The organism is Tidjanibacter massiliensis, assembly GCF_900104605.1.
Lineage (GTDB): Bacteria > Bacteroidota > Bacteroidia > Bacteroidales > Rikenellaceae > Tidjanibacter > Tidjanibacter inops.
Genome location: NZ_LT629960.1, coordinates 2011167 through 2033634, shown reverse-complemented (window position 1 = coordinate 2033634; position 22468 = coordinate 2011167). Strand labels below are relative to the sequence as shown.

16 protein-coding genes and 1 pseudogene are annotated in these 22468 nt (G+C 58.6%); 2 read left to right on the top strand and 15 right to left on the bottom strand.

Features of this window, described 5'->3' with window-relative positions; genetic code table 11:
• Nucleotides 1-7: 7 nt before the first annotated feature.
• The 5 genes from BQ5361_RS09605 to BQ5361_RS09585 all read right to left on the bottom strand — a co-directional run bounded on the left by BQ5361_RS09605 (nucleotide 8) and on the right by BQ5361_RS09585 (nucleotide 5797).
• Nucleotides 8-1549, bottom strand: coding sequence for a fimbrial protein (locus tag BQ5361_RS09605; protein WP_035471150.1), 1542 nt, complete (start codon nucleotides 1547-1549; stop codon nucleotides 8-10).
• Nucleotides 1550-1561: 12 nt separating this feature from the next.
• A complete protein-coding gene (locus BQ5361_RS09600) occupies nucleotides 1562-2473 on the bottom strand; it encodes a FimB/Mfa2 family fimbrial subunit (protein WP_022063100.1) in 912 nt (303 codons plus the stop codon).
• An 81-nt stretch (nucleotides 2474-2554) separates the two neighbouring features.
• Nucleotides 2555-3658, bottom strand: coding sequence for a hypothetical protein (locus tag BQ5361_RS09595; RefSeq protein WP_035471154.1), 1104 nt, complete (start codon nucleotides 3656-3658; stop codon nucleotides 2555-2557).
• A 57-nt stretch (nucleotides 3659-3715) separates the two neighbouring features.
• Complete coding sequence (locus BQ5361_RS09590) at nucleotides 3716-5206, bottom strand: DUF3868 domain-containing protein (protein WP_035471157.1); 1491 nt, start codon at nucleotides 5204-5206, stop codon at nucleotides 3716-3718.
• 15 nt (nucleotides 5207-5221) lie between these two features.
• Nucleotides 5222-5797 (bottom strand): DUF3575 domain-containing protein, encoded by a 576-nt coding sequence (locus BQ5361_RS09585; RefSeq protein ID WP_035471159.1) that lies wholly within the window; start codon nucleotides 5795-5797, stop codon nucleotides 5222-5224.
• Nucleotides 5798-6734: 937 nt separating this feature from the next.
• On the opposite strand from BQ5361_RS09585, the pseudogene BQ5361_RS09580 reads away from it, so the two are divergent.
• A pseudogene (locus BQ5361_RS09580) lies at nucleotides 6735-7985 on the top strand (malic enzyme-like NAD(P)-binding protein); the annotation flags it as partial.
• A gap of 175 nt (nucleotides 7986-8160) precedes the next feature.
• Here BQ5361_RS09580 and BQ5361_RS09575 read toward each other — a convergent pair.
• The 4 genes from BQ5361_RS09575 to BQ5361_RS09560 all read right to left on the bottom strand — a co-directional run bounded on the left by BQ5361_RS09575 (nucleotide 8161) and on the right by BQ5361_RS09560 (nucleotide 12513).
• Complete coding sequence (locus BQ5361_RS09575; RefSeq protein ID WP_035471160.1) at nucleotides 8161-9243, bottom strand: linear amide C-N hydrolase; 1083 nt, start codon at nucleotides 9241-9243, stop codon at nucleotides 8161-8163.
• A 246-nt stretch (nucleotides 9244-9489) separates the two neighbouring features.
• Complete coding sequence (locus BQ5361_RS09570; RefSeq protein ID WP_022064221.1) at nucleotides 9490-10635, bottom strand: cytochrome d ubiquinol oxidase subunit II; 1146 nt, start codon at nucleotides 10633-10635, stop codon at nucleotides 9490-9492.
• A gap of 6 nt (nucleotides 10636-10641) precedes the next feature.
• Complete coding sequence (locus BQ5361_RS09565) at nucleotides 10642-12228, bottom strand: cytochrome ubiquinol oxidase subunit I (RefSeq protein WP_035471163.1); 1587 nt, start codon at nucleotides 12226-12228, stop codon at nucleotides 10642-10644.
• A 57-nt stretch (nucleotides 12229-12285) separates the two neighbouring features.
• A complete protein-coding gene (locus BQ5361_RS09560; RefSeq protein WP_046445840.1) occupies nucleotides 12286-12513 on the bottom strand; it encodes a DUF4492 domain-containing protein in 228 nt (75 codons plus the stop codon).
• Nucleotides 12514-12769: 256 nt separating this feature from the next.
• On the opposite strand from BQ5361_RS09560, the gene BQ5361_RS09555 reads away from it, so the two are divergent.
• Entirely contained in the window at nucleotides 12770-14263 is a 1494-nt protein-coding gene (locus BQ5361_RS09555) for a vWA domain-containing protein (RefSeq protein ID WP_052130918.1), read from the top strand.
• Between the two features lie 109 nt (nucleotides 14264-14372).
• Here the strand turns inward: BQ5361_RS09555 and BQ5361_RS09550 are convergent, their stop codons facing one another.
• From BQ5361_RS09550 to BQ5361_RS09525, 6 genes are read right to left on the bottom strand one after another with little or no spacing between them, the layout of a single operon-like run.
• Nucleotides 14373-16010 (bottom strand): PCMD domain-containing protein, encoded by a 1638-nt coding sequence (locus BQ5361_RS09550; RefSeq protein WP_035471166.1) that lies wholly within the window; start codon nucleotides 16008-16010, stop codon nucleotides 14373-14375.
• 13 nt (nucleotides 16011-16023) lie between these two features.
• Nucleotides 16024-16887, bottom strand: coding sequence for a CD225/dispanin family protein (locus BQ5361_RS09545; protein ID WP_154822285.1), 864 nt, complete (start codon nucleotides 16885-16887; stop codon nucleotides 16024-16026).
• Between the two features lie 22 nt (nucleotides 16888-16909).
• The gene (locus BQ5361_RS09540; protein ID WP_022064215.1) at nucleotides 16910-17689 is read right to left on the bottom strand and encodes a hypothetical protein; all 780 of its coding nucleotides are present in this window, start codon (nucleotides 17687-17689) and stop codon (nucleotides 16910-16912) included.
• 5 nt (nucleotides 17690-17694) lie between these two features.
• Entirely contained in the window at nucleotides 17695-19839 is a 2145-nt protein-coding gene (locus BQ5361_RS09535) for a PCMD domain-containing protein (RefSeq protein WP_257587965.1), read from the bottom strand.
• A 28-nt stretch (nucleotides 19840-19867) separates the two neighbouring features.
• Nucleotides 19868-21673, bottom strand: coding sequence for a DUF4493 domain-containing protein (locus BQ5361_RS09530; RefSeq protein WP_035471169.1), 1806 nt, complete (start codon nucleotides 21671-21673; stop codon nucleotides 19868-19870).
• 23 nt (nucleotides 21674-21696) lie between these two features.
• Complete coding sequence (locus tag BQ5361_RS09525) at nucleotides 21697-22467, bottom strand: DUF4493 domain-containing protein (RefSeq protein WP_022064212.1); 771 nt, start codon at nucleotides 22465-22467, stop codon at nucleotides 21697-21699.
• Between the last annotated feature and the right edge of the window lies 1 nt (nucleotide 22468).

The window sequence follows — 22468 nt, the reverse complement described above, 5'->3', positions numbered from 1 at the left end:
CATTCGGTTAATCGTTCGGATTGGGAATCTGCTCTATCTCAATATACTCCGGCATATTGCCGCTGTCGGGCCACGCAATGGCGTCCGTCAGTCCGTTTATCAGCAACAGGGTGGTCTCGCCCGGAGCCAGCCAGGTCGGCGTGATGGCGATGCCGAGCCGCACCGTCTGCCCCACCATATCGGGATTCAGTGCCCGTACGGTAATCGTGTACCACTCCTCCGAGGCCGTAGGATTCGTTACCTCCTCGCCGCCCTGATAAACCCTGACCTCGAAATCGGCCGGCGAAGCATCCATCAGGGTGGCTTTCCACTCCTGCTGGGCCGGCGCCGTCATGCGGAACCTCACGGAGAAGTCGCCGGCCTCCGGATTGGTATCGTTAAGGGAACAATAGACCGTCGGATTCTTCATATCCGCCACGCTGCCCGACAAGGGCATGAGCGGATTGTCATAGGTCGGATAGGCGAACTCCATATCGTCCCATGCGGGTGCGTCGTCCCAGTCGGCCACGAGATACTCCACGGCAATCTTTCCGTCGTTCCGCATCAGGCAGCACACCGCATAGTAGTGGTTCCGGAGCATCGGCGGCAGATAAACCGTCCCCGAACGTACCTCTCCGCCGAACGTATAGTCTATCCGAAGCACGTTGCCCCGGCCCTCTGCGTCGGGCAGGCTCCAGTCGCCGCTTCCGAACGGATTCTCGAAAGGATAGAAGGGAACGGCCAGCACGGGGGTATAGTTCTCCGGATTCTTGCGTTCGGCATCGGAAATGTCCTCCGCAAGCGCCGCCGTCACCTCGCCGTTCGCCGCCGAAAGGAGGATATCCTCCGACATGGTCCCGATGCTCCCGAGTACGGTTTCGTTCTGCGGCATCAGGTAGTTGTACATCCGGGTACCCTCCTTCAACAAGGTCAGTCCCGTGACGGTCAGAGCGGCGGATTCGCCGGCCTCCTTGGCCGCAAAGACACCGAGTTTGGCGACGGGGCGCCGCAGCGGGACATCGAGCTCCTGCTTCAGCAGCGTATGCCCTGCATGTCCGGGCAGGGTCTGCGGGTTATCGTCGGCATCGGTCGCCACATCTATCTCCACCCGGTCCCGGTAAAACATCGGGAGACCGTTCGCCGTATCGAGCGCGGTAAAGGTATAGGAATCGAGCACACTCCTGGGGGTATCCTCCGTCAGGTTTTCCGACGAACCGGGCTTCACCATGGCGGCCTCGTTGGCAATCACATAGAAGTCGACGGTCTGCATCGAGAGCGAACGCACGGCCATCTCCATAAGGAACGAATCGGCTATCTCCGCGTCATTGAAATAGTATCCGACCAGCTCGTCGCCGATGAAGGCGTAGACGCGGAGCGAGTGCAGCTCCGCCTCCGCGGCAGTCGGCGTACCGTCCGTACTCTCCACCGCACGGGCATCCACGTTCACCTGTACCGCCACGTTGATTTCCTCGCCGGACACCGGCCCCTCGCCCTTCGCACATCCGGCCAGGGCGGCGCAGCAGGCACCGGCCAACAGGGAAACAAACAAGATAAATCCTATTCTTCGCATAATTATCGTTCCTTAAAATTCGGGTTTCACATCCTCTATGTACCATTCCGGAACGGTCACGACCACCTTCCCCGATACGAATTCCATGCGTATGGGGATAAGCACTTCGTTGCGGGAGCAGTCGATGACCGGGTTTTCGGCCAGGAACTCGGCCAGATTGACCTCCGCCAGCAGCGTCCTGCCGTCGGGGGAACGCAGACAGACGCCCACCTGCGAATGGTCCGTATGGCGCATTATATTAGTGCGTGCGGTCAACAGATTGCTGCCGCCGTCGTATTCGGTTTCGAGCAGATAATCCGTCGCCTCTCCGCAAGCGCGGTTCTCAAAGTCGGTGCAGGGCGATACACCGCAAATCTCAAGTGTCGGCATCGAAGCGGCCGCAGCATTCATTCCTGCATCGGGAATACCGGCTACCTCGACCGATACGTCGTAGTGCGAGCTGGCGAACTCGACGAGCCGTGTCTTGTTGTCGTCCTCCCTGCCGGTGAAAGGTTCCACCGTAAAGGGCGTGGTCGCATAATAGAGCGAATCGTTGCCGGAAACGGTCTCCCCGGCGAAATAGCCGCCGTCGGCAAAGGTAATCCGGCTGAAATCGCACGAAGCGACGTTGTCCACCTGCGTATGGTGGGTATTGCCCAGACAGACGATACGGTAGTCTCCGGGCTTCAGCTGCGGCAGTTTCGCCGCCCGTGCCTCCACTTCGTTCGGGGGAAGCACGCCGTTGGCAACGCAACGGTTCTCCGCATCGAAAACATACATTTCGACCCGACAAATCTTGTCGCCGAAAATCTCGGTCTCTCCATCGCCCTTATAGCTCAGCAGCAGCGTATTGGTGCTGAAGCAGTCGCTCAAATCCTCGCGTATGCAAGAGGTGGAGAGCCCTCCGAGCAGCAACAGGCAGAAAACAGTATTCCCCAATTTCATATAAGTCCTTGTATGTTTACGTAATGGAAAAAACGGAAGCGGGAGGCGGAACGTTCCCGCTTCCGTGATAAATCGGATGAATTAGAACTCAGGCGTAATCGCCTCCACCGTCCACGGCTCGACGGTCACATTCACGGTAATGCACTTCTCCGGAGTCAGCGGGTCGTTCCACTTGAACGAGAAGTTCACATTATAGATGTAACCTGCCTTGAAGGTATTGTCGCTCAGACCGCTGAATCCTTCCGTTGCCAGATAGTAGGGAACGGGACTGCCCGCATCGGTCGTATCGTTGAGCTGTACGAGGAGCTGAGGCGTCACACCGGGGAAGATGTCGTAACAGAAATTCGCGTCATCGGCCAACGCATGCGTGTTGCTGCCACCTTCCACGTCGCTGTTGTCCAGATGGATGGTCGCCTCATCGTGACTCCACGCAGGCCTGTCGGCATCGGCGAAGAAATCGAACACGTTACCGGTGATGGGCGTATTGTTCAGGCCGCCCGGCGTACCGCCGAGGGTGCAGGTCGTATAGTAGTTGTTCAGAGCCACCTGCTCGATGTCGTAGGCCGTGATGCCTTCCGTATCGGTGAAGTCGCAGGTGAAGGCACCTATCTGGATACGTGCTACCAGCGGCTTGATGTTCACGGCTGCCGTATAATAATCCTCATGGCCCTTGTCATCGGCGGTACCCGCATCTACCAGCGATTCGCATACGCCGTAGAGCACAAGGTCGGCATTGTCGTTGGGATTGACGCTCTGCTGTGCTGCGGCAGCCACGACAACGCTTTCGATTTCATTGATACCGGTCGCCGCATCGGCTGCGGTCTTAATCTCATCGGTCGGGTTGGCGATTACATACACCTTTTTCACGCTGTTGTCGAGCAGGTGGAAAGTCATATCGCCCGCTGCGGCCGCATTGGCGAAATAGATGGGTGCATCCGTGGTAAGGTCCGCACTCTTTCCCTTGTAGATTTTACCGGCATCGTCGGTAAACAGTACGTAAAAATCCTCGTACAGGGCGGTCTTGTCTTTATCCACCTTGTCGCCGACCGAACGGGTGACATTGGCGAACGATACGGTCACCGCTTTCGGATTGCCGGATACTGCGACGCCTTCCTCTTTCTGGCTGCAGGAAGCCAACGCCACGGTCAGGGCTGCACCTGCCAGCACAATGTTTCCAAGTTTCATACTCTTTTTGTTTTAAAGGTTAATTAAAATGAATTTTCAGTCCGTGTATCGGGAGAATCAAAGTTGGTCTATCACACCGCGCACCTGCTGCAGGTTATGGGCCGCATCCCTGCAGCCCGCTTCCGAGGCGCGCAGGAAAGCGCTTTCGGCCTTGTACGGTTCGCCGGCACCGGCGTATGCGACACCGAGCGTGTTGAGCAGCACGGGTTCATCGGCGGAAGCCACTCCTTCGAGCAGTTCCACGGCTTCGGCATAGTGTCCCGCCGCCATGGCATCCAATGCCCGGTCGTTCAGCACCGCCGGTTCATAGGGGAAACAGCGGGCGGCAGCGGCCATCACCTCCTCGTATCCGGGGGTACCCTTTCCGTAGGAGGCGGCCACCTTGTACATTTCGGTAAGGCTCAGCAGGTCGGGCCGTTCGCGCACCATCCGGCGGGCCTCCTCGATATTGAAGTTGCGGACATTGTATTCGATACGGTATTCGTTGCGGCGCAGGGCCGGGTAGACCTCGTTCAGCAGCCGCTGGTATATCTCCGCAGGCTGAAGTCTCTGGAACTGGAGGTCGCAGTAATCGCGGTTGTCGGGATACCGTTCGATAAGTTCCAGAATCCGGTCGCGTCCGAGCAGTTCCGGATAGTTGTCGAGCTCACGTACGAGTCCCTCCCAGTCCTCGCCCATCCACGCGACATGGAGCATGTCGGCCTCTATCGCATCGTGACGGCGGATGTAATCGGCCAACGCCTTGGCACGGTTCTCCGACAGGGTGAGGTTATGCGCCTCGCTGCCTTCGGGCGAGGCATAACCGGTGATGAAGATGCCCGTTATCTTCACGTCGTCGTTCTCCTTCACCAGCCGGATGGAGTTGGATACGGTATCGAGCTCGGCCCGGTTGTTCTTGTAGTCGGGTATTATCCGGTAACTGTCCTGGCGGAACTGAAGGCGTGCGGTACGCGTCTCTGCACGCACCTTCACCGGTTCCGGCTCCGGCGCGATGGTATCGAGACGATACTCCGGTATGAACTCCGGCAGCACGCGGGGCATCAGCAGCGCTTCCGCCTCGCCTTCGCCGCAATTCACGCAGCCGTACACCTGTTCGCGCATTTCGATACGCCCTTCGAGCATCCAGCGCTGGTAGGGCAACGAGGCGGCGTAATCGTAAATCTGCTCCCTGCCGTTGCGGCGCCGGATGATTACCTGCGCTTCACCGTCGTGATAGGGCGGCAGCTCCACGCTTTCGAGGCGCCGGGCACGCAGATACACATTGTTTCGCGTCTTACCGTCCACCACAATCGGCGGAAAGGCGGCCTCCCGGCTGCCGTCGCGCGACACGAGCACGGGTGTCAGCGCCATCGTGTGTTGCGTTCGGAGCCGCATTTCGCTCAGGTCCACCGTCATCGTCAGGCGTACCTCGCGGGCCTCTTTCTCGACCGCCCCGTCGCGGATTTCGACGGCAGGAAGATAGGTAATCTCCTTTCCGCTCTTTTGGGCATGCGCCGCCGCAGAGCAGCACGCCAATATCAGCAGAAGTGTGCAGTATCTGTATTTCATCGCTTTATCGTATTATTATTTAATTATGTAGACGAACGAAATGCCTATCTTCGTCGGGCCGAAGTAGTGTTTGGTATTGGTACCGCGAAAGGTTCCGCAGGTCACGCAGTCGTATTTGTCGTAGTCGGTATAGACATATCCCACACCTACCGTCGCCTCCAGGTTCCACCGGCGGCCTATAATCCATGAATATCCGTAGGAGATGCCCACGCCGGCCCCCCACCCCTGGTAACGGTGGTCTTTCGACGAGGCCGGCCGAAACGGGATACGCACGTTGCTGATGTTATATTCGGTGTAACCGGCATGCAGACCGAAGAAATGCCCGTTGAAACGTTCGCAAAGCCACCAACGGACCTCCGGCATCACCACGAAATGCTTAATCTTACGGTTAGCCTCCCGGTTAAGCGTCCAGAAATTGTATCCGCCGCTTATATCGAGCGTCGTCCGCGCACCCAGCCCGAATTCGAATCCCAAATTGGGAGTGGTCGTTGCCCAATAGGGAATATTCGTTTTTACCGCCACCTTCTGTGCGACCGCGCTCCCCGCCCCCAGCATCGTTCCGAGAAGAAGCAACAAGGCAAATTTTCTCATACATCCATTTTTTTATCAGTTCAGAACCGTCCGCCCACCCGCCTCCCTGCCGCCCTCCTGTCCGGCAATTACGGGTACAACCGAACGCTCCATCGCTTAATCGAAATATAAATCGCTCATTAACAAGACATTAAACGAAAAATATCACGATTTAAACGTTGGATAAAAAAGGTATGTCGAAAAAAGCTCTCTATAAACTTGAATAGAGAGGGCAAACAGGCCCCTTATGTTTTTGGTTGAAAAAATGTTAGTCTTTTTCTATGTATAAATAGTTTTTCATGTTTATCTTTGCATGTGAAAATCAACGTTTTATCCAACGTTTAATAGCGAATGCGGGAGAGCTGCAAATAGGGTGGTTTTACCGTACGGACCGGTATCGTACCAAGCGCTGCACAGTACAGGGGCCGTTCGGAAAGACATTCCGAAACGGTTGGCCGGGTTTGCCGTCCCTCCCATCCGGTTACGGCATACGGTCAAGCCGTTAAAACATCGTCCTCTTCTTTCGGGCCGAGCCCCGCATGGACGGCACCGCTTCGCAGCATGCTCCCCGCAAAACACCCCTGCAACATCCTTGTCCCTGCCGACAGTCGGTTCGCCGACATCACTCACAATTCATAATTACGATTGAGTATTTTCCATATATGCTTCGGAATTTTCGGACACTGTCCCCGTCCGACGCTATCGACGCCACGCCTCTTTCTCCTGCGGAGAAGCGGGAAAAATGCCCGGAAAAGGCGCCGGCCCCCCTGACGGGAGGAGTACAGAATGTACGGAGCATTCCGCAACGGCCATACCTGCGAACCGGAAAACCGTACGGACAGGCGGAAGGTACCGCACGGAAAGGGGAGTACGGAACGCTATATGAAAATCCGGAGAATAATTGGTAGATTTGCGCCGGTTTCCGCACACTGCGGAAGACCGGAGAAAGGAAACGACCATGAAGAAAGAGCATACAAAACTGAAAGAGGCTGCCCTGAAATACCATTCCGAGGGCCGGCCCGGCAAACTCGAAGTCATCCCCATCAAACCGTTCGGGTCGCAGCGCGACCTGTCGCTGGCCTACTCCCCCGGCGTAGCCTATCCGTGCCTCGAAATAGAGAAGAACCCCGAGGACGCATACAAATATACCTCGAAGACCAATCTGGTGGCCGTCATCTCCAACGGAACGGCAGTACTCGGTCTGGGCGACATCGGAGCGCTGGCCGGCAAACCCGTCATGGAAGGAAAAGGACTGCTTTTCAAAACATTCGCCGACATAGACGTTTTCGACATCGAGGTGGATACGCACGACGCGGACGAATTCATCCGGACGGTCAAGAACATCTCTCCCACCTTCGGCGGCATCAACCTGGAGGATATCAAAGCCCCGGAGTGTTTCGTCATCGAAGAGCGGCTGCGCAGCGAACTCGACATCCCCGTGATGCACGACGACCAGCACGGCACGGCCATTATCTCCGCCGCAGCCCTGCTCAATGCGCTGGAGGTGGCCGGAAAGAAGATAGGCGACGTTCGGGTCGTGGTGAACGGTGCAGGAGCCGCCGCCGTCTCCTGCTCCAGGATGTACATCACACTCGGCGTAAAGCCCGACAACCTCGTCATGTGCGACAGCAAAGGGGTGATAAGGCGCGACCGGCCGGGCCTGGACGGCATGAAGGCCCGGTTCGCGACCGACCGCGACATCCGCACGCTCGAAGAGGCGCTGAAAGGAGCCGACGTATTTCTCGGACTCTCGGTCGCCGACGTACTCACACCCGACATGGTACGTTCCATGGCCGCGAATCCGATTGTCTTCGCACTCGCCAATCCTAATCCCGAAATATCCTACGAGAACGCCATGGAGTCGCGCGGCGACATCATCTTCGCCACCGGCCGTTCCGACTACCCCAATCAGGTGAACAACGTGCTCGGCTTTCCTTACATCTTCCGCGGAGCGCTCGACGTGCGGGCCCGCAAGATAAACGAGGAGATGAAGGTAGCCGCCGTACACGCACTGGCCGAACTCGCCAAACAACCGGTACCGGACATGGTGCTGACCGCCTACAACAAGGAACACATCGACTTCGGCCGCGAATACCTCATCCCGAAGGCCCTCGACCCGAGGCTTATCACCGAGGTAACCTGTGCAGTGGCCCAAGCCGCTATCGACTCCGGCGTCGCACGCCAGCCGATTGCCAACTGGCATGCCTACCGTGCGGCGCTCGTCTGCCGCACCAAAGTGGTGCACCGCCTGGCGACGATGGCCGCAGCCGGCGGCATGGAGTGCGAGATTCCCAACGGCCGATAACCGGCACGCACGAAAGACAGGAGAGGGGAAACGGTTTCGACCGTTTCCCCTCTCCTGTCATATATCTCTTCGCAAGCCGTTAACGCACCCGGATGAACTGCACGGGCTGTTCCGCCGTCTTGTCGAGCGGTTCGGAACGGTAGGATATCGCAGCGAAATCTATCGAACGAAGGTCGAACGCCCGGATGTTGCTGTCGTACATCGTCCGGTAATAAATCACCCGGTTCTTCACGTCGGTGACCGCCGTCCACTGCGTCGCGCTCGGAATATCCGTCGGTTTGCCGCCCCGATCGGTCTCAATGCCTATCGGGATATCGAAATTGTTCAGAATATGGAAACACTGCGTCACAGCGTCCGCAGCAGTAGCCTGCTCCGGTGCAGAGGTCTGGTAGAAAGCCGCCCGGACGAAGCGCGACGGGGGCGTGATGTCGCCGGGAATACCAAGGAAACCGCTGCCTGCCCCGAAGGGACTCAGCCGAAGAGCGCCGAGCATCTGGGAAGGAGCGGCACCGGGATAGAGATTGACATAGTTGTTCAGGTTGGTAAGCTGCCACTCGAATCCGGGGGAGTTGGTCAGTACGCCGAGTTCGTTTTCATAGAATATCGGTTCGCCGTCGATTATCTCCAGCACCAGTTGGCGGCCCGAAGCGTCCGCAAAGCGCCAGTGTACGGTCGAAGCGTCGGGATAAATAGCGACCACATGCACCTTTCCCACTGCGGCCTTTACCTCCTCTACGGTCGCACAACTGCCCAATATCCACGGCACGAGCTGCAAATCGGCGATGCTGGAGGATTTCTTCGAGGCATCGAACGCCTCATAACGCCCGTAACCGGGAAAATAGAACAACCCTGCGGAGAGTCCCGCTTCGTTCAGTCCTTCGGCCACGAACTCCTCCTGCTCGACCGCCATACCCACATAGCCGTAACGTGCGGTAAATTCCATGCCGTCCGTACCCTGCGGCGTATAGGAATGCTGGGAATACCCTCTGGGTACGACCACATAGCGGCTGTTCAGGTTACTGCCGCCCCACTCTATCGTGCGTGCCACAACGTACGCACCGTCCTTGGCCTTCAATGTAATGCCCGTACAGGCCTCCGCACCCTGCGGCCAGGCTGCCGCCGCAGCGGCAATCACCAACACGGCTACCAATTTCCGTTTCATAATACAGTAAAATATTTGGTTAATATCTGTCTTGTCCCGGAGACCGCACCGCAGTCCCCGGCTTTATCCCTGCAAATATGCCGCCGAGACGGGGCAGCGGTACGAAAAAAACGCACCGGCACAAAAAAACATCCCTTCATCCGCCTTCCCAATCACGGGCCGCACAGCAACGGAACGGACAGGAAAGGGGGGCGCCCGTCGGGCGCCCCCCTTTCATATACATAACGGCAATACCGCCGCAAGGCATCACGGATGCCCGTCGTTCTCGGCATCCTCCAGCGTCGCACGCCTCTTTTCGAGCGAACGCCATGCGTACACGATGTAAGCGAGCACGAAGGGGATGAGCAGCGACACCACCGACATCACCTTCAGGGTAAAGAAACTCGACGAGGCATTGAAGATGGTCAGCGAACTCTGCAGGTCGGCAGAAGAGGGATAGAAGGCCGTCCCGTTGTAACCCGCGCACAGCAGCAGACAGGTGACGGTCACGACCGTCCCGATGCCCGCAGCCCATATCCCGTGACGGACATCTGCGCAGGCGAGCGAAACGACGATGCCGTACAGCACGCCCGCTACGCCCAGCACGAATGCGATGCCGACGGCAGGCATCTCCACCATGTTCAGGAAATATTTATGCTCCTGCATGAACACCTCGCCCGTCGCGGAATTCACCGCATACCCGCTGCCGAGGAAAGTCCATATCACGAACACGAGGAAGAAGACGACGAAAGGCAGGGCATTGTACCACAGGCCGCGCCGGCACCGTGCCCGCAGCTCCTCGTCGCCGGCCCGGTTGATGAAGAGCAGCAGGGCGAGCGTCCGTGCAAGGAAGAGCACCGCCGCACCGAGGCAGAGGTTGCGGAGATTCGCGATGGACTCCAGCCCGTGCCATGCGTTTCCCCAACGGCTTATCACCGGAGCTCCGACCGTCGTGATGTTGTCTCTGGCCACCGTAAAGTCGGACCCCGTAAAGAACGTCCCTATCACGACGCCGACAAGCAGCGTACCGAGCAGGCCGTTGATGAAAAGGAAGATGTCGTACGTCTTCGTCCCGAACACGTTGCCGGGCCGGGAACGGAACTCGTATGAAACCGCCTGCAGCACGAACGACAGGAGGATGAGCATCCAGAGCCAGTACGCGCCGCCGAAACTCGTGGAATAAAAGAGCGGAAAGGAGGCGAACAGAGCGCCGCCGAAGGTGACGAGCGTGGTGAAGGTATATTCCCACTTGCGGCCCAGTACCGAGAGCATGACTTTCTTCTGGCCGTCGTTCCCCGGAAGCGAGAAGAGCATGGACTGGCCGCCCTGCACGAAGAGCAGGAACGCGAGCAGTCCGCCGAGCAGCGATATGAGGAACCACCAGTAATGTTGTAAAAAAGCGTATGTTATCATGACCGTCTATTTTTCCTGTTTGTCAATATCCGTAGTACCCGCGGCCATCTCCTCCACGGGCCCCCTCTTTATCTGGCGCAGCATGATGCGCACCTCGGCCACGAAGAGCGCCGTAAAGAGGACGAGGAAGATGAAGAAAGTAAGCCGTACCGACTCGGCCGATATGCTCGATATGGCCGCCTGTACGGGCAGGATATCCTGAATGGCCCACGGCTGCCGCCCGACCTCGGCCACTACCCAACCGAATTCGCCCGCCAGATAACCCAGCGGAATGGTGAGCAGCGCCACCCACAGCAGCCAGCGCTGCCGGGCGATATCCCGTTTCCATACGAAGAATCCGGCCACCAGGAAGAGCAGGATGAACCACATGCCGAGGATGACCATGATGCGGAACGAATAGAAAGTCAGCCCGACCGGCGGAATGAGGTCTTCGGGAGTTTCGAGGTAGCCGTAACCGAAGTAGGCGTAGTTGCGGCGCAGCTCCTCCTTGTAAAGGGCCGCCGCCTCATCGTCGCCGGCCTCGACCGCCGTGCGGTAATCGGCCAGGGCCTGTATGGCGAGCCTGCCGCGGGCCCGTTTCTCCTCGAAGGAAAGAGCCGTCTCCCCATCCGGCAGTTCGTACCCCCCTTCGATGATATCCCGGATACCGGGCACGAAAGCGTTGAAATCCGAGAAACCGAGGAAGGAGAGCATCTTGGGGAAGGCGATACGCCCCACCACGGGCTGCACGCCGTCGTCCCACGATTTCTTCTGCGGGTTGATGATGCCCACGCCTATCAGCTCGACCCCTTCGTATCCCTCGTAGTGAGCCTCCATGGCCGCCAATTTCATGGGCTGGTGATGAGCTACGTTATAAGCCGACATGTGTCCCGTTGCGATGACAAGCAGCGAAGCGACTACCCCGAACACCGTCCCAACCTTCATGCTCCTGACGGCGAAATCGGTATTCCTCCGGCGGAGCAGGAACCACGCGCTGATGCCCGTCACGAAGAGGGCCCCGAGCACCCAGCCCGACAGCACCGTGTGGCAGAACTTGTTGACAGCGACGGGCGAAAGCAGTATCGACCAGAAGTCGTGCATTTCGTTGCGGACGGTATCGGGATTGAACTCCATCCCGACCGGATACTGCATCCAAGCGTTGGCCACCAGTATCCATAACGCCGAAATGGTGGCTCCGGCTACCGTGAGCCACGTGGAAGCAAGGTGGGCCCCCCGGCTCAGCTTCTTCCATCCGAAAAACATGAGCGAGATGAAAGTAGCCTCCATGAAGAAGGCGAGTATGGCCTCTATGGCGAGAGGCGCCCCGAAGATATCCCCCACGAACCAGCTGTAATTGGACCAGTTGGTTCCGAACTGAAATTCGAGCACGAGGCCGGTTGCGATACCGAACGCGAAATTGATGCCGAACAGCCGCATCCAGAATCTGGCCGCCGACTTCCACTCCTCCTTGCCCGTCCGTACGTAAAGAGTCTCCATCACCGCCATGATAATGCCCAGTCCGAGCGTCAGCGGGACGAAAACCCAGTGGTACATGGCCGTCATGGCGAACTGCGCCCGCGACCATCCTACTAATGAAGCAGTCAAGAATTCCATCTGTGAAACAGATTAACGGTTACTATATATACGGGGACGACCGGACCGTCCCCCCGGTTATCTACCTCTTTCCACGAGTTCGTTGCCTACATAAACGGATTTCTCCCGCTCCGTATCGAAATTGGAATTGAGGAAGTTCGGGAAAAAGAAAGCCCGCAGGACAGCGAACATGATGAAGAGTTTGAGCAGTACCACGAACCACAACGTACGCCCCAGAGGCATGCTGCGGAAACCGTCCCGCACGAGGCCCGGAAAACTTTTTGCAATATCAAGAAAAGCCGCCATAGGCAAACCGTACCGTCGGATGCCGCCCGGACACACCGACTGTACCACAATGGTTACACCCGTTAAAGATAACGAAAAAATCGTAAAAAACATCCCGCAGGGAAAGATTCCGATAAAAAACAGCGACTGCCTGCTAAAAACCACCATTCCCGTCCAACATTCACGGTACCGACCTGCAAAAATACCGCACCCATGCAACAAAACCTGTCTCCCGCGCATCTTATTAACGGAAAAAGAACCTAAAACCCGAAGAACCATGAGAAAACAAACCCTGTTACGCACGCTGTTCCCGGCCTTGACCGTAGTCGCAGCGCTGGCATCGACTGCATGCAGTCTGGAACAAAACGACTACTGTCCCGGGACTCTCCCTCCGGAACCGGCCCCCGGCGAGAGGCCCTTCCGTCCGGGTGACAGATACACCGACTACGGGGAGAATCCTTTCGTAAACACATCGCAGGCTCCCGTGTCGACCTTCTCGGTAGACTGCGACGGCGCCTCCTACAGCAACATGCGCCGGTGGCTCAACCACGGACAGAATCCGCCGGCTGCCGCAATCCGAATCGAAGAGTTCCTCAACTATTTCACGTTCGACTGTCCGGAACCCGCCGCAGGACAAAACATCGCACTTACCCATGAAGTCGCAGCATGTCCGTGGCACGAAGGACATCTGCTCATGCGCCTCGGCATCAAGGGGAAAGCCATCCCCGACGACCGACTTCCCCCGACCAACTATGTTCTCCTGATAGACGTATCGGGCTCCATGGCGGCCATCGACAAGCTCGAACTGCTCAAAACCGGATTCTCCATGCTGGTGGACGTACTCCGCCCCACGGACAACATCGCCATCGTGGTCTATTCCGGCAGGGAAGAGGTGGTACTGCACTCCACCTCGTGCGAAGAGGCCAACAAGACGAAAATAAAGGAGGTAATCGCTTCGCTCCGTGCCGAAGGGTCTACGGCGGGTGCGGCTGCCCTCAAAACGGCATACGAAATAGCATCCCGCTACTTCGTCACCGGCGGCAACAACAGAATCATCTTAGGTACCGACGGCGATTTCAACGTCGGTATATCGAGCACCGAGGAGCTGGTGGCACTGGTGGAGCAAGAGCGCGAACGGGGCATCTACCTAACCGTACTCGGCGTGGGTTCGGGCAACCTGAACGATTCGATGATGGAACAGCTCGCCGACAACGGAAACGGCAACTACGAATACATCGACAACCTCGCTCAGCTCGAAAAGATATTCATCCACGAACGCTCCCGGTTCCACACCGTTGCCCGGGACTGCAAGGTACAGGTGACCTTCGACCCGAAGGCCGTCGCCGCTTACCGGCTGATAGGTTATGAAAACCGGCTGATGGACGACGAAGAGTTCGAGAACGATAACAGGGATGCCGGGGAAATCGGTGCCGGGCAGAGCGTGACGGTGCTCTACGAAATCGTACCGACTGCAAACGGAAAGGAGACGCTGGCCTCATTCGACGTCCGTTACAAAAAGGAGGCAGGCAGTACGGGCATCCCTCTCTCCGAAAATGTCCGGACCGGAACGGCACCCATTACGGAAGCCTCGGACGACATGCGTTTCGCCGCGGCCGTGGCCGGTTTCGGCATGCTGCTCAAACAATCGGAATACGCCGGTTCGGCGAACAAGGCGATGGTTCGGGAGTTGGCCGGGAAAGGAGTCGGCAGCGACCCGCACGGATACCGGGCCGAATTCGTCTCGCTGGTCGAACAGGCGGATATCAGATAACCCGTCCGGAGGCACACCGCCGGAGGATACGGCGCACGAAGGGCGGCATGGCCGAAAACCATGCCGCCCTTTTTCATCGTTCCTGCACGGGAAAGGTTTCCCATCCGCCTCATTCATCGTAAACCAGTTCGAAATCGTCCACCCACAGGATACTGTTGCGGCTCCCGGTATAGTAATCGCCATACCGCGACGCCGAGCAAACGAGGACGATATGCGTGGGAACGATATCCGTCGCCCGGTAATCGAGCTTTATCGTGAACTCCTGCCACTCGGTGACCGAACGGTCGAGCACCAGTTCGCCGTAGGCCACCACCGCAGGGCTGTCAGGACTGAAGAAAGTATTCCTGTCGCGGGTATCCACGCATATGGGCACTTCGTCGGTTCCCACCAGTTTGTCTCCCTCCTCCTTTTCGCAAACGCCGTACTCCTCTTTCGTCCACGTTCCGAGGGCGAAATAGATAATGCCGTTGTCGGGGTTACCTTTAGAGAGCGTCACGCCGGGCGGCTGTGTCGTACCGACATCCGTTATCTCCCCGCACTGGTATTTCACCCATCCCTTCAGTGCCGTAGGACGTACTGCGAAGGGACGTCCGAAGCCGACGATGCCGTTCGTCCCCCGCGTGGCGACATAACGCCCGACGAAGAGATTACCGGCCGCGAGACGGCCTACACCGGCGATGCCGGCCAGTTTCGATTCGAGTTTCGCGGCATACTGCCCGTCGGAACCGGGACGCACATCGGAAGTCTTGTCCGTCAGCGTCGCACCGGCTATCGCCGCACCCGTATTGCCCGTATCCCAAAAGATGCCCTCTTTCGAGAGACCGGGATAGACGATACCGCCCTCCGTACACCACTCCTCGAAACCGCCGTTCACGAGCGGCACCTCCGCTCCGGTCGTCACCGTCTCCACGGCGGAGAGTTCCTCGTCGGAATAGGCCACCACCTCGTAAGTCGTCAGGGGCTCCAGGCCCGACAAACAGGCCCGGAAAGTCCCGCCCTCCGTCTCGACCTTTTCGGCAGGCACTTCGCTCCACTCCCCGGCACCCTGCACACGGTAGCGGAAACCGAGCGCAGTACCCGGCCTGCCCTGCGCATAGAGCCAGACAAGCCGCGTCCAGGCATCCGTCCCGGTAAGTTCCACCTTGATATCCGTAGGAACCACATAGAGTATCCACCGCTCCTCGAAATCGTGGTAGCGTATGTCCACGGTGCGGTAAGTCTCGAAAGAGGTCAGCTCCTCCGGGGCAGGCGTCATGGTCGTGATACCCTCCGGCCCGAGTTTCAGTTCCGTCACCCGTATATCGTTCAGGTCGGTACCCTCCGGCACATTCACCCGTGCTGTGCGCAAGTCGGTATCGAATTCGGCAGCCCCTATCTGTCCCTCGACCGTAAACACGCGGGTTATCGTCTGTTCGGCCCGCAGCGTCCATTCGTAATCCTGATAGAGCGACAGCACCACGGGCAGGTCGGCCCGCAGGTCAAACTCGCCCGACAGGGGGATGGAAGCGGTCGCTCCTTCGGTCAGGGCGATGGAGTCGATACGCACGCGGCTTATGTCGGTGGTTTCGGCGAGGTGCAGCGTAACGATATTGTTTTTCGTATCGATATCGGAGGCTTCGCATGTGAAGCCCTCCCCCGCCACACCGAGAATCTCCAGCACGACTACAGGGTAGGGAATGTCGTTCCGGATACACGACACGGCGGCCAGCACCGGCAACATCAGCAACAATCGACGGAATCTCTTCATTCTGACCGTAATTCTAAAGATGGAAATTCAAACCTATCTTGATATCGGCGAGGTTCAGGCGCAACAACAGCTTCGAAGCCTGCCGGCTGCCCGTCACATTGCCCGCAGCATCCTTCTGGTTCACTTTGCTGAACTGGAAACCGCCCAACCCGAATGACAGCGTACAGCACACATTGGGAAATATGTAGACCGCGACGCCCGAGCTGAAGGCTATGCGTACCTGCATGTTGCTGCCGTCGGTACTCTTGACGCCCCCCTCCGGCGCATAGGAGAAGACCGACGTTCCCATGCGGAACATCAGCTCCAGCTCGCCGAACAGCCCGAAATGCCCCTTCGGGTCCACGCCCGCATACGAGCGCATGAACGCCCCCATGGTGGTCATCCGGTTCTTGAAACCGACATCCGACAGCGACATGCTGATGTCGTTGGCCGAACCGAGATTGAGCGACACATGGCCCAGCGTCCCCTGCGTCCGGGTATAGCCGAACCGGACGCCGAGACAGATGTTGTCCTTTATGAAGTAGCCGAACGAGGGGTTGAGCGTAAACACGCTGCCTTTCATGTCGATGCCGTCGAGTATCAGCATCAGGTCCGTGTCGTCGCTCGTCAGCGTACCGTAGGAGGCCGCGAATCCTATCGCCATCTCGCCCTTGTAGGCATAGCATATATCGTTTATCCCCCGGTCGATACGCCGGGAGGTCGGCAGGAACCGCCTGTCGGCCGGCACGGAAGTACGCAGCGAATCGCGGGCGGAAATCCCGCTCAAACCGCAGACAGAACGCATGCCGCAGCTGCGCAGGGAGGCCTGCCCCTCCGCAGCCAGAGACGGAACGGCGGCGCATATTGCGGCGGCAGCCATCCATGCAAAGCGTCTCATTCCTCTCATTCTTTCTCCGTATTTAAAGATAAAACGCCATTCCCAGGCCGATGGAGAGCAGATTGACCTTGAAACTCATCATACTGCCCGACCGGCGGCCGACCGCCACCTGATTATGTATCTGTTTCACGCTCTCGTAGGTAATGCCCATGACCCCCACGTTGAGTTCCAACGCCATGGCGTTGGTCACGAAAGCCACGAGCCCCGGCGTCACGCTGAGGGCGCACGTAAAACCGGTTTCATAGGTACCCCTCACCGGAGTATCGGCGGCGAACTTCGCCTGCGACCCGCCCAGTATCAACTGTACCTCGCTGAAAAGGGCGAAACGTTTGTTGTCGCCGAACGGGATGTATTGCCGCCAGAACAAAGAACCTTCATACAGATGCTTGAGCGCATAGTAGGAATCGACTTTCAGTTCGATACCCGTATCCCCGCCGCCCATGCTGAACCCGCCGCCGTCGAGGCGGAGGAAAGTGCGGGAATATCCGAACTTGCCCCCTACCACCATATTGTCCGCTACGGCATATCCCAGCAAAGGAGAGATTTTGATGGTATGGCCTTCCGATTCGATGCCCTCTATCACGACCAGCGTATAGTTGCTGTTGTCATGGGTGGAAAAAGAGGCGTTCAGTCCCGTCACCCACTGCCCTTTCGGCACGAAGACGTTGGAGAGACTCGTCAGGCCGCGCATCTCCTTTTGCGGCCGCGACGGGCTGCCGGAGAGGGCCGGACCCTGCGCCGCACACCGTTCCGCTCCCGCAAGGGAGAGGAGGAGCAACAGGATGGAGAGGCGGCGGTTCATCGGGGCTAATAGATGAATTCCACATCGTCGAGGAACATGGTACTGCCCACCTCCCCTTCGAAATAATCACCCCTATAACTTGCCGCAGCGGTCAGTATGAGCACGTTCGGCCGCTCCGAAGCGTACTTGTCGCGGTAAACGAGCGGTATGGTCACCTCCGTCCATTCGCCTACCTGCGTTTCAAGCATCAAATCGCCGTAGCCGATGACGTGTCCTTGCAACGTCGACGGGTTGCTCTTGTCGGCATACAGAAATTCGTCGTCAGGCAAGAAAGCGGTCTTTTCGGCATTGTTCGTATCCACCGTATGGCTGGTGCTGCCGTCGGTCATATTGACCAGACAGACGAATATTCTCCCCTTGTCGCTTCCCACCGGGGTATATTTGTACCATACCCGCAACGCCGCGGGCCGTGCATTGAAATCGAACGGCCGCCCCATATTGACCGTACCGCCCATACCGGAAACGGCGCCGAACGACCCCACGAAGAGATTGCCCGCAGCCAGCTTGCCGATACCGAAGAAACTCGGCTTCTTGGTCTCCAGTTTTGCGGCAAGACGCCCCTCCGAACCGGGCCGGGGGTCCTCCACACCCGTCGTCAGGTTGTACTCCCCGCCCGCCGTGGTAGCACCGGGATTGCCCGTTCCCCAGAACTCCGTACCGCCCGCGGCATAAGGATACCACGGTTTGCCGGACTGATGCCACTCTTCAAAACCGGCGTTCGGCAGCTGCACCCCGTATTCGGTATCCGCCACTGCGAGCGGTCCGCTCTCCGAACCGTCCGTCACGAGCCGGAACTCATAGCGCCGGCCGGCTCCGATACCCGAAACGGCAGCCATATAGGTATATCCGTCGGCACCCCGCACAGCATCGGCTTCCGTCCACTCGTCGCTGCCCTGCACGCGGTAACGTATCTTTACGGAGACGACACCGGGGTCGGTCACGGCCGCCCCTGCCGTCGCCGTGCCGAACCAGAGGTCGGACGACACGAGCCCCGTCGCTCCGGCCACCGCTATCCGCGCCGCAGCCTTGCCCTCGCTTCCGTCCGTATCGGTCACGAGGAAATCCAGCGTATTGATGCCCGCCGGCAGTCCGGCGAAGAAATCACCGTCGAGCGTGAGCACGCCGTTGAATGCATCCGTACGGGAATAGGAGATTCCGTCGGCTCCGGAGCCGACGACCTCGCCGCCGGCCATCACCTCATAGTACTCTTCCCCGGCGGTAAAGGCAACGGCCGCGAGAGGATTTATCGAAGATATCGCGAAACGAATCGGGTCGGTATGATATCCTGTCACCTCCCCGATGTTGAACCCGTCGCCGCTGACGGCCGGCTGGGGACTGAAATTGAAGTTGTCGTCGTGCGAACTCTCCCACTCGCGCACCTGTACGTTGACGGTCAGCTCCCCGTCGGCATCCTTGGAGTAGCGGAACGTCAGGGTATATTGCATCCCCGGTTCCGGTAACTCTATCCGGCCCGTCTTCGTGCCCTTCGCCGACACGTCGGCATCGGAACTCGTTCCGTAGAATCCCCAACTGAGGTGTTTCGTCCCTTCCGGAAGGAGGAAATAACCCGTTCCGTCGGAGGTGTATTTCAGCGTCGGCACGAGACTGTTCTCGGCATCCGTCTTCGAGAAGTCGTCCGAGGCGCTCACATAGGCGAGATACCCTTCGTCGAACCGCTGGGCCACCGTCCCGTCGAACACCACCTTCACGGCGATATTGGTTATCCGGCAAACTATCGGCAGCGGTTTCACGTCGCCGGCCGCGAGCGTAAAGGTCTCCCCGCCCGCATAACTCTTGCGTGTAAAGGTGGCCTCGCTGCCGTCGCCCGCCTCGACCGCCACCCTGTAACGGCCTGCCGCAAGATAGAGGTCGGTCGGCACCTCCGTAGCCGGTCTGTATTTACGGATAAGGTTTTCGGCGGTGCCGCCCTCTCCGTCGTCCGTAAGGCTGTAAATGCGCATCGTACTCAAGGCGAGTGCATCGTACGCTCCGTCATCCGCCCGCGACTGGTCGGGGAGCGACACACTGAGCTGCAGGATACACTCTCCCTCGCCACCGCGTTCACCGACAGGAGCATCCTTGACGCACCCGGCCAGCAACAGGGCACAAGCAGCCAGCGACACGGCCGTACGGTTCATATATCTTCTCATCTTCATCTCTTTCTACCGAACGGCCCTCCTATTTCACAACGTACAACTGGATGGTTTTGGTAACGGTACCCGAAGCGTCCGTCACGGTCAGCCGGAAATCGCAGTTTCCCTCCCGGTTGAGCAGCGACAGCAGGTCCATGAAACCGGTAATATCGAACGAAACCCGCTTGCTCCCCGTCACCGCGGCACCCGTCGGGAATCCGAAGCCTTCGAGCTGCGCCTTGTACTGTCCCGGATTTATCAGGTCGAGGTGGTCGGTCAGTCCTACCCCGGTCAGTTCGGAGGGCGGCAGCACCGATTCGCTGACGATATCGACCGTGAATCCGGTAAAGGCGCTCTGCGTAGTCACGTCTATCACAATCTCCACGGCGTTATGGTTGTAGCGGGTACCGAAATCGTAATGTTTCGTCCCGGCCTTGTCCGTCCATACGACCGACGGCCCCTCGGCGACGGCACCGCCGGCCCGTACCCGGATGGCGAGTACCGTGTAAGAGGTGCGTCCCCTATCGTCCGCAGCCACGAACTTCACGGTATGCGTCCCTTCAAAGCCATACAGGGCCGACATGCCGGCATCCTTCACCGCGGCGGTCACGACGCCGGTTTCAGCCGCTCTCACGACCGCATAGGCAGCCAACTCCTCATTTTCCGGCCACAGCGTTACGGTTCTATCCCGTATGCCGGCAGCATCCAGCGCCTCCAGGAAGGCGGCATTGTCGGAACCGAACACCATCTCCACCGAATACAGCGACGCTCCTTCGGCCGGCGTGAACACCGCCTTCAGGTTCTCGTTCCACTTGCCGAGCGCATCGTCGTACATCGAACCGTTTATGTCGTAGCCGTTCGCAATGTCGTAACCGTCGAGCGTAACGACGGGCGAATCCGCATCGGAGACATCGTCGTCCGGAATGGTCTCCTCCCCGAAAGCATACAACTGCGTGACGTCCACCTCGACCTTCCGGTCATACACCCAGTTCTCCACGGTCACCTGGAACTGTACGTTGCCCTCGTCGGCATTGAGCACGCCTATCGACACCTTGCGCCACTGCCCCGCCTTGCAGCCCGTTATCTCTTTCGTCCAGTTCACGGCGACATACTCCGGCGCTTCGTCGGCCGCCGCCTTGTTATACTGTCCGGAGAGCACCACCTTGACGGTATTCGATGCCTCCACAGCCTTGAAATAGCCCGCTTTGCCCGCATCGGCGGCGGCACGGTCGAAAACGAGCCGGTTGTCGCCGACCGACAGGGTGACCGTCAATTTCTCCTTGCCGGCGGCCTCCGCTTCGGCATCGCTCATGAAGAGCTCCTGCAGGTCCTGCGTCAGCGTCACCGTGGTCTTGATGTTGGCGAGCGTACAGACGAGGTCGTTCACCTGCGTCTCCGTCCGTTTTATCACATTCTTGGTCACGGAACCGAAATAAACGGGACGCTCCCAATCCGCACACGACGTCCCCGCCATATAGTTCGCATGGTCAGGCGATTCGGCCGACACGACATACGCTCCCGGCGCAAGGGGCAGCTTCTGATTCCCGGCGAGCTTGAGGTCGGCATAGGTGTAAACCGACTCCTCGCCGCTCTTGACGCTCCGTATCTTCACCTTGTAGTCGCCCGGCGCATCGGACGTCGCACCCGCCGCACGGGACGACTGCGCCCCGCCGGCTCCCGTACCGGAAGTTATCTCCTCCGCATAATTGGCGACATCGACCTCCAGGGCTGACAGGGAGAGGTAACCCATCTCGGTCTCCCCGTTCCCGCCGCCTCCGAAATCTATCGACTCGTCCTTGCATCCCGCAAGCAGCAGGGATGCGAATACGATGGCCAGCGTAAATCTTTTCATATGATTCGTTTTCATTGTTTTACTTATGCATCGGGATTCAGTTCTACGGGTATCTCCTCCACGGCCACGGGCGTGTCGTCGAGCGACACCACGATTCCCGCCTGCCCTACCTGGCCGGCATCCACCGTCACCGTATGCCATGTACGGGCCGCGGTGGTTCCGACAAGCGTCTCCGGAAACGCCACCTCGACTCCGTTGGTCTTCGTGGCGCTACCGCTCATGTAAAGCCCGGTACCCGCCTTGACGAACTGCGGTACGGTCTGCGGCAGAGGACTGGATGCGGAACCGACGAACCCGGCCCGGAAACCCGAATCGGTACGGATATTCACCGTGAATTCCGAATAGTACTTTCTGAACCAGTCTGAAAAGACGAGGGTGAACACGGAGTTCGCCAGCGATACGGAAACGGGTTCGGTCACGGTCTTACGGGCCACGATGGTAAATGCCTCCTCACCGGAAAAACATGCGGCACCGGCCCCCTCGGCTTCGGGGTCGCCATACGTGAAGGAGGCGGTATAATTGCCCTCCGCCAGCAGCGGTTGGTCATAATCGGCCAGGGTTTCGTACGAAGCCACGACGCCGTCGGTCCCCGACAGGGAGAGCGACAGCGCCCCGGCATCGGGAATGAGTTCGGCAGGCAGCTCTCTCGTCTCCGCCCGCGTTCCCACGAAAGCCGATACGCTGCAATCGAATTCCACGCTGCCTTCGCCCGCGGACGCACCCTCCCCGCCTGCCGAGCAGGAAGAGGCGAACAACGCTGCGGATACCCATACGACAGCCCAATATCTCTTCATT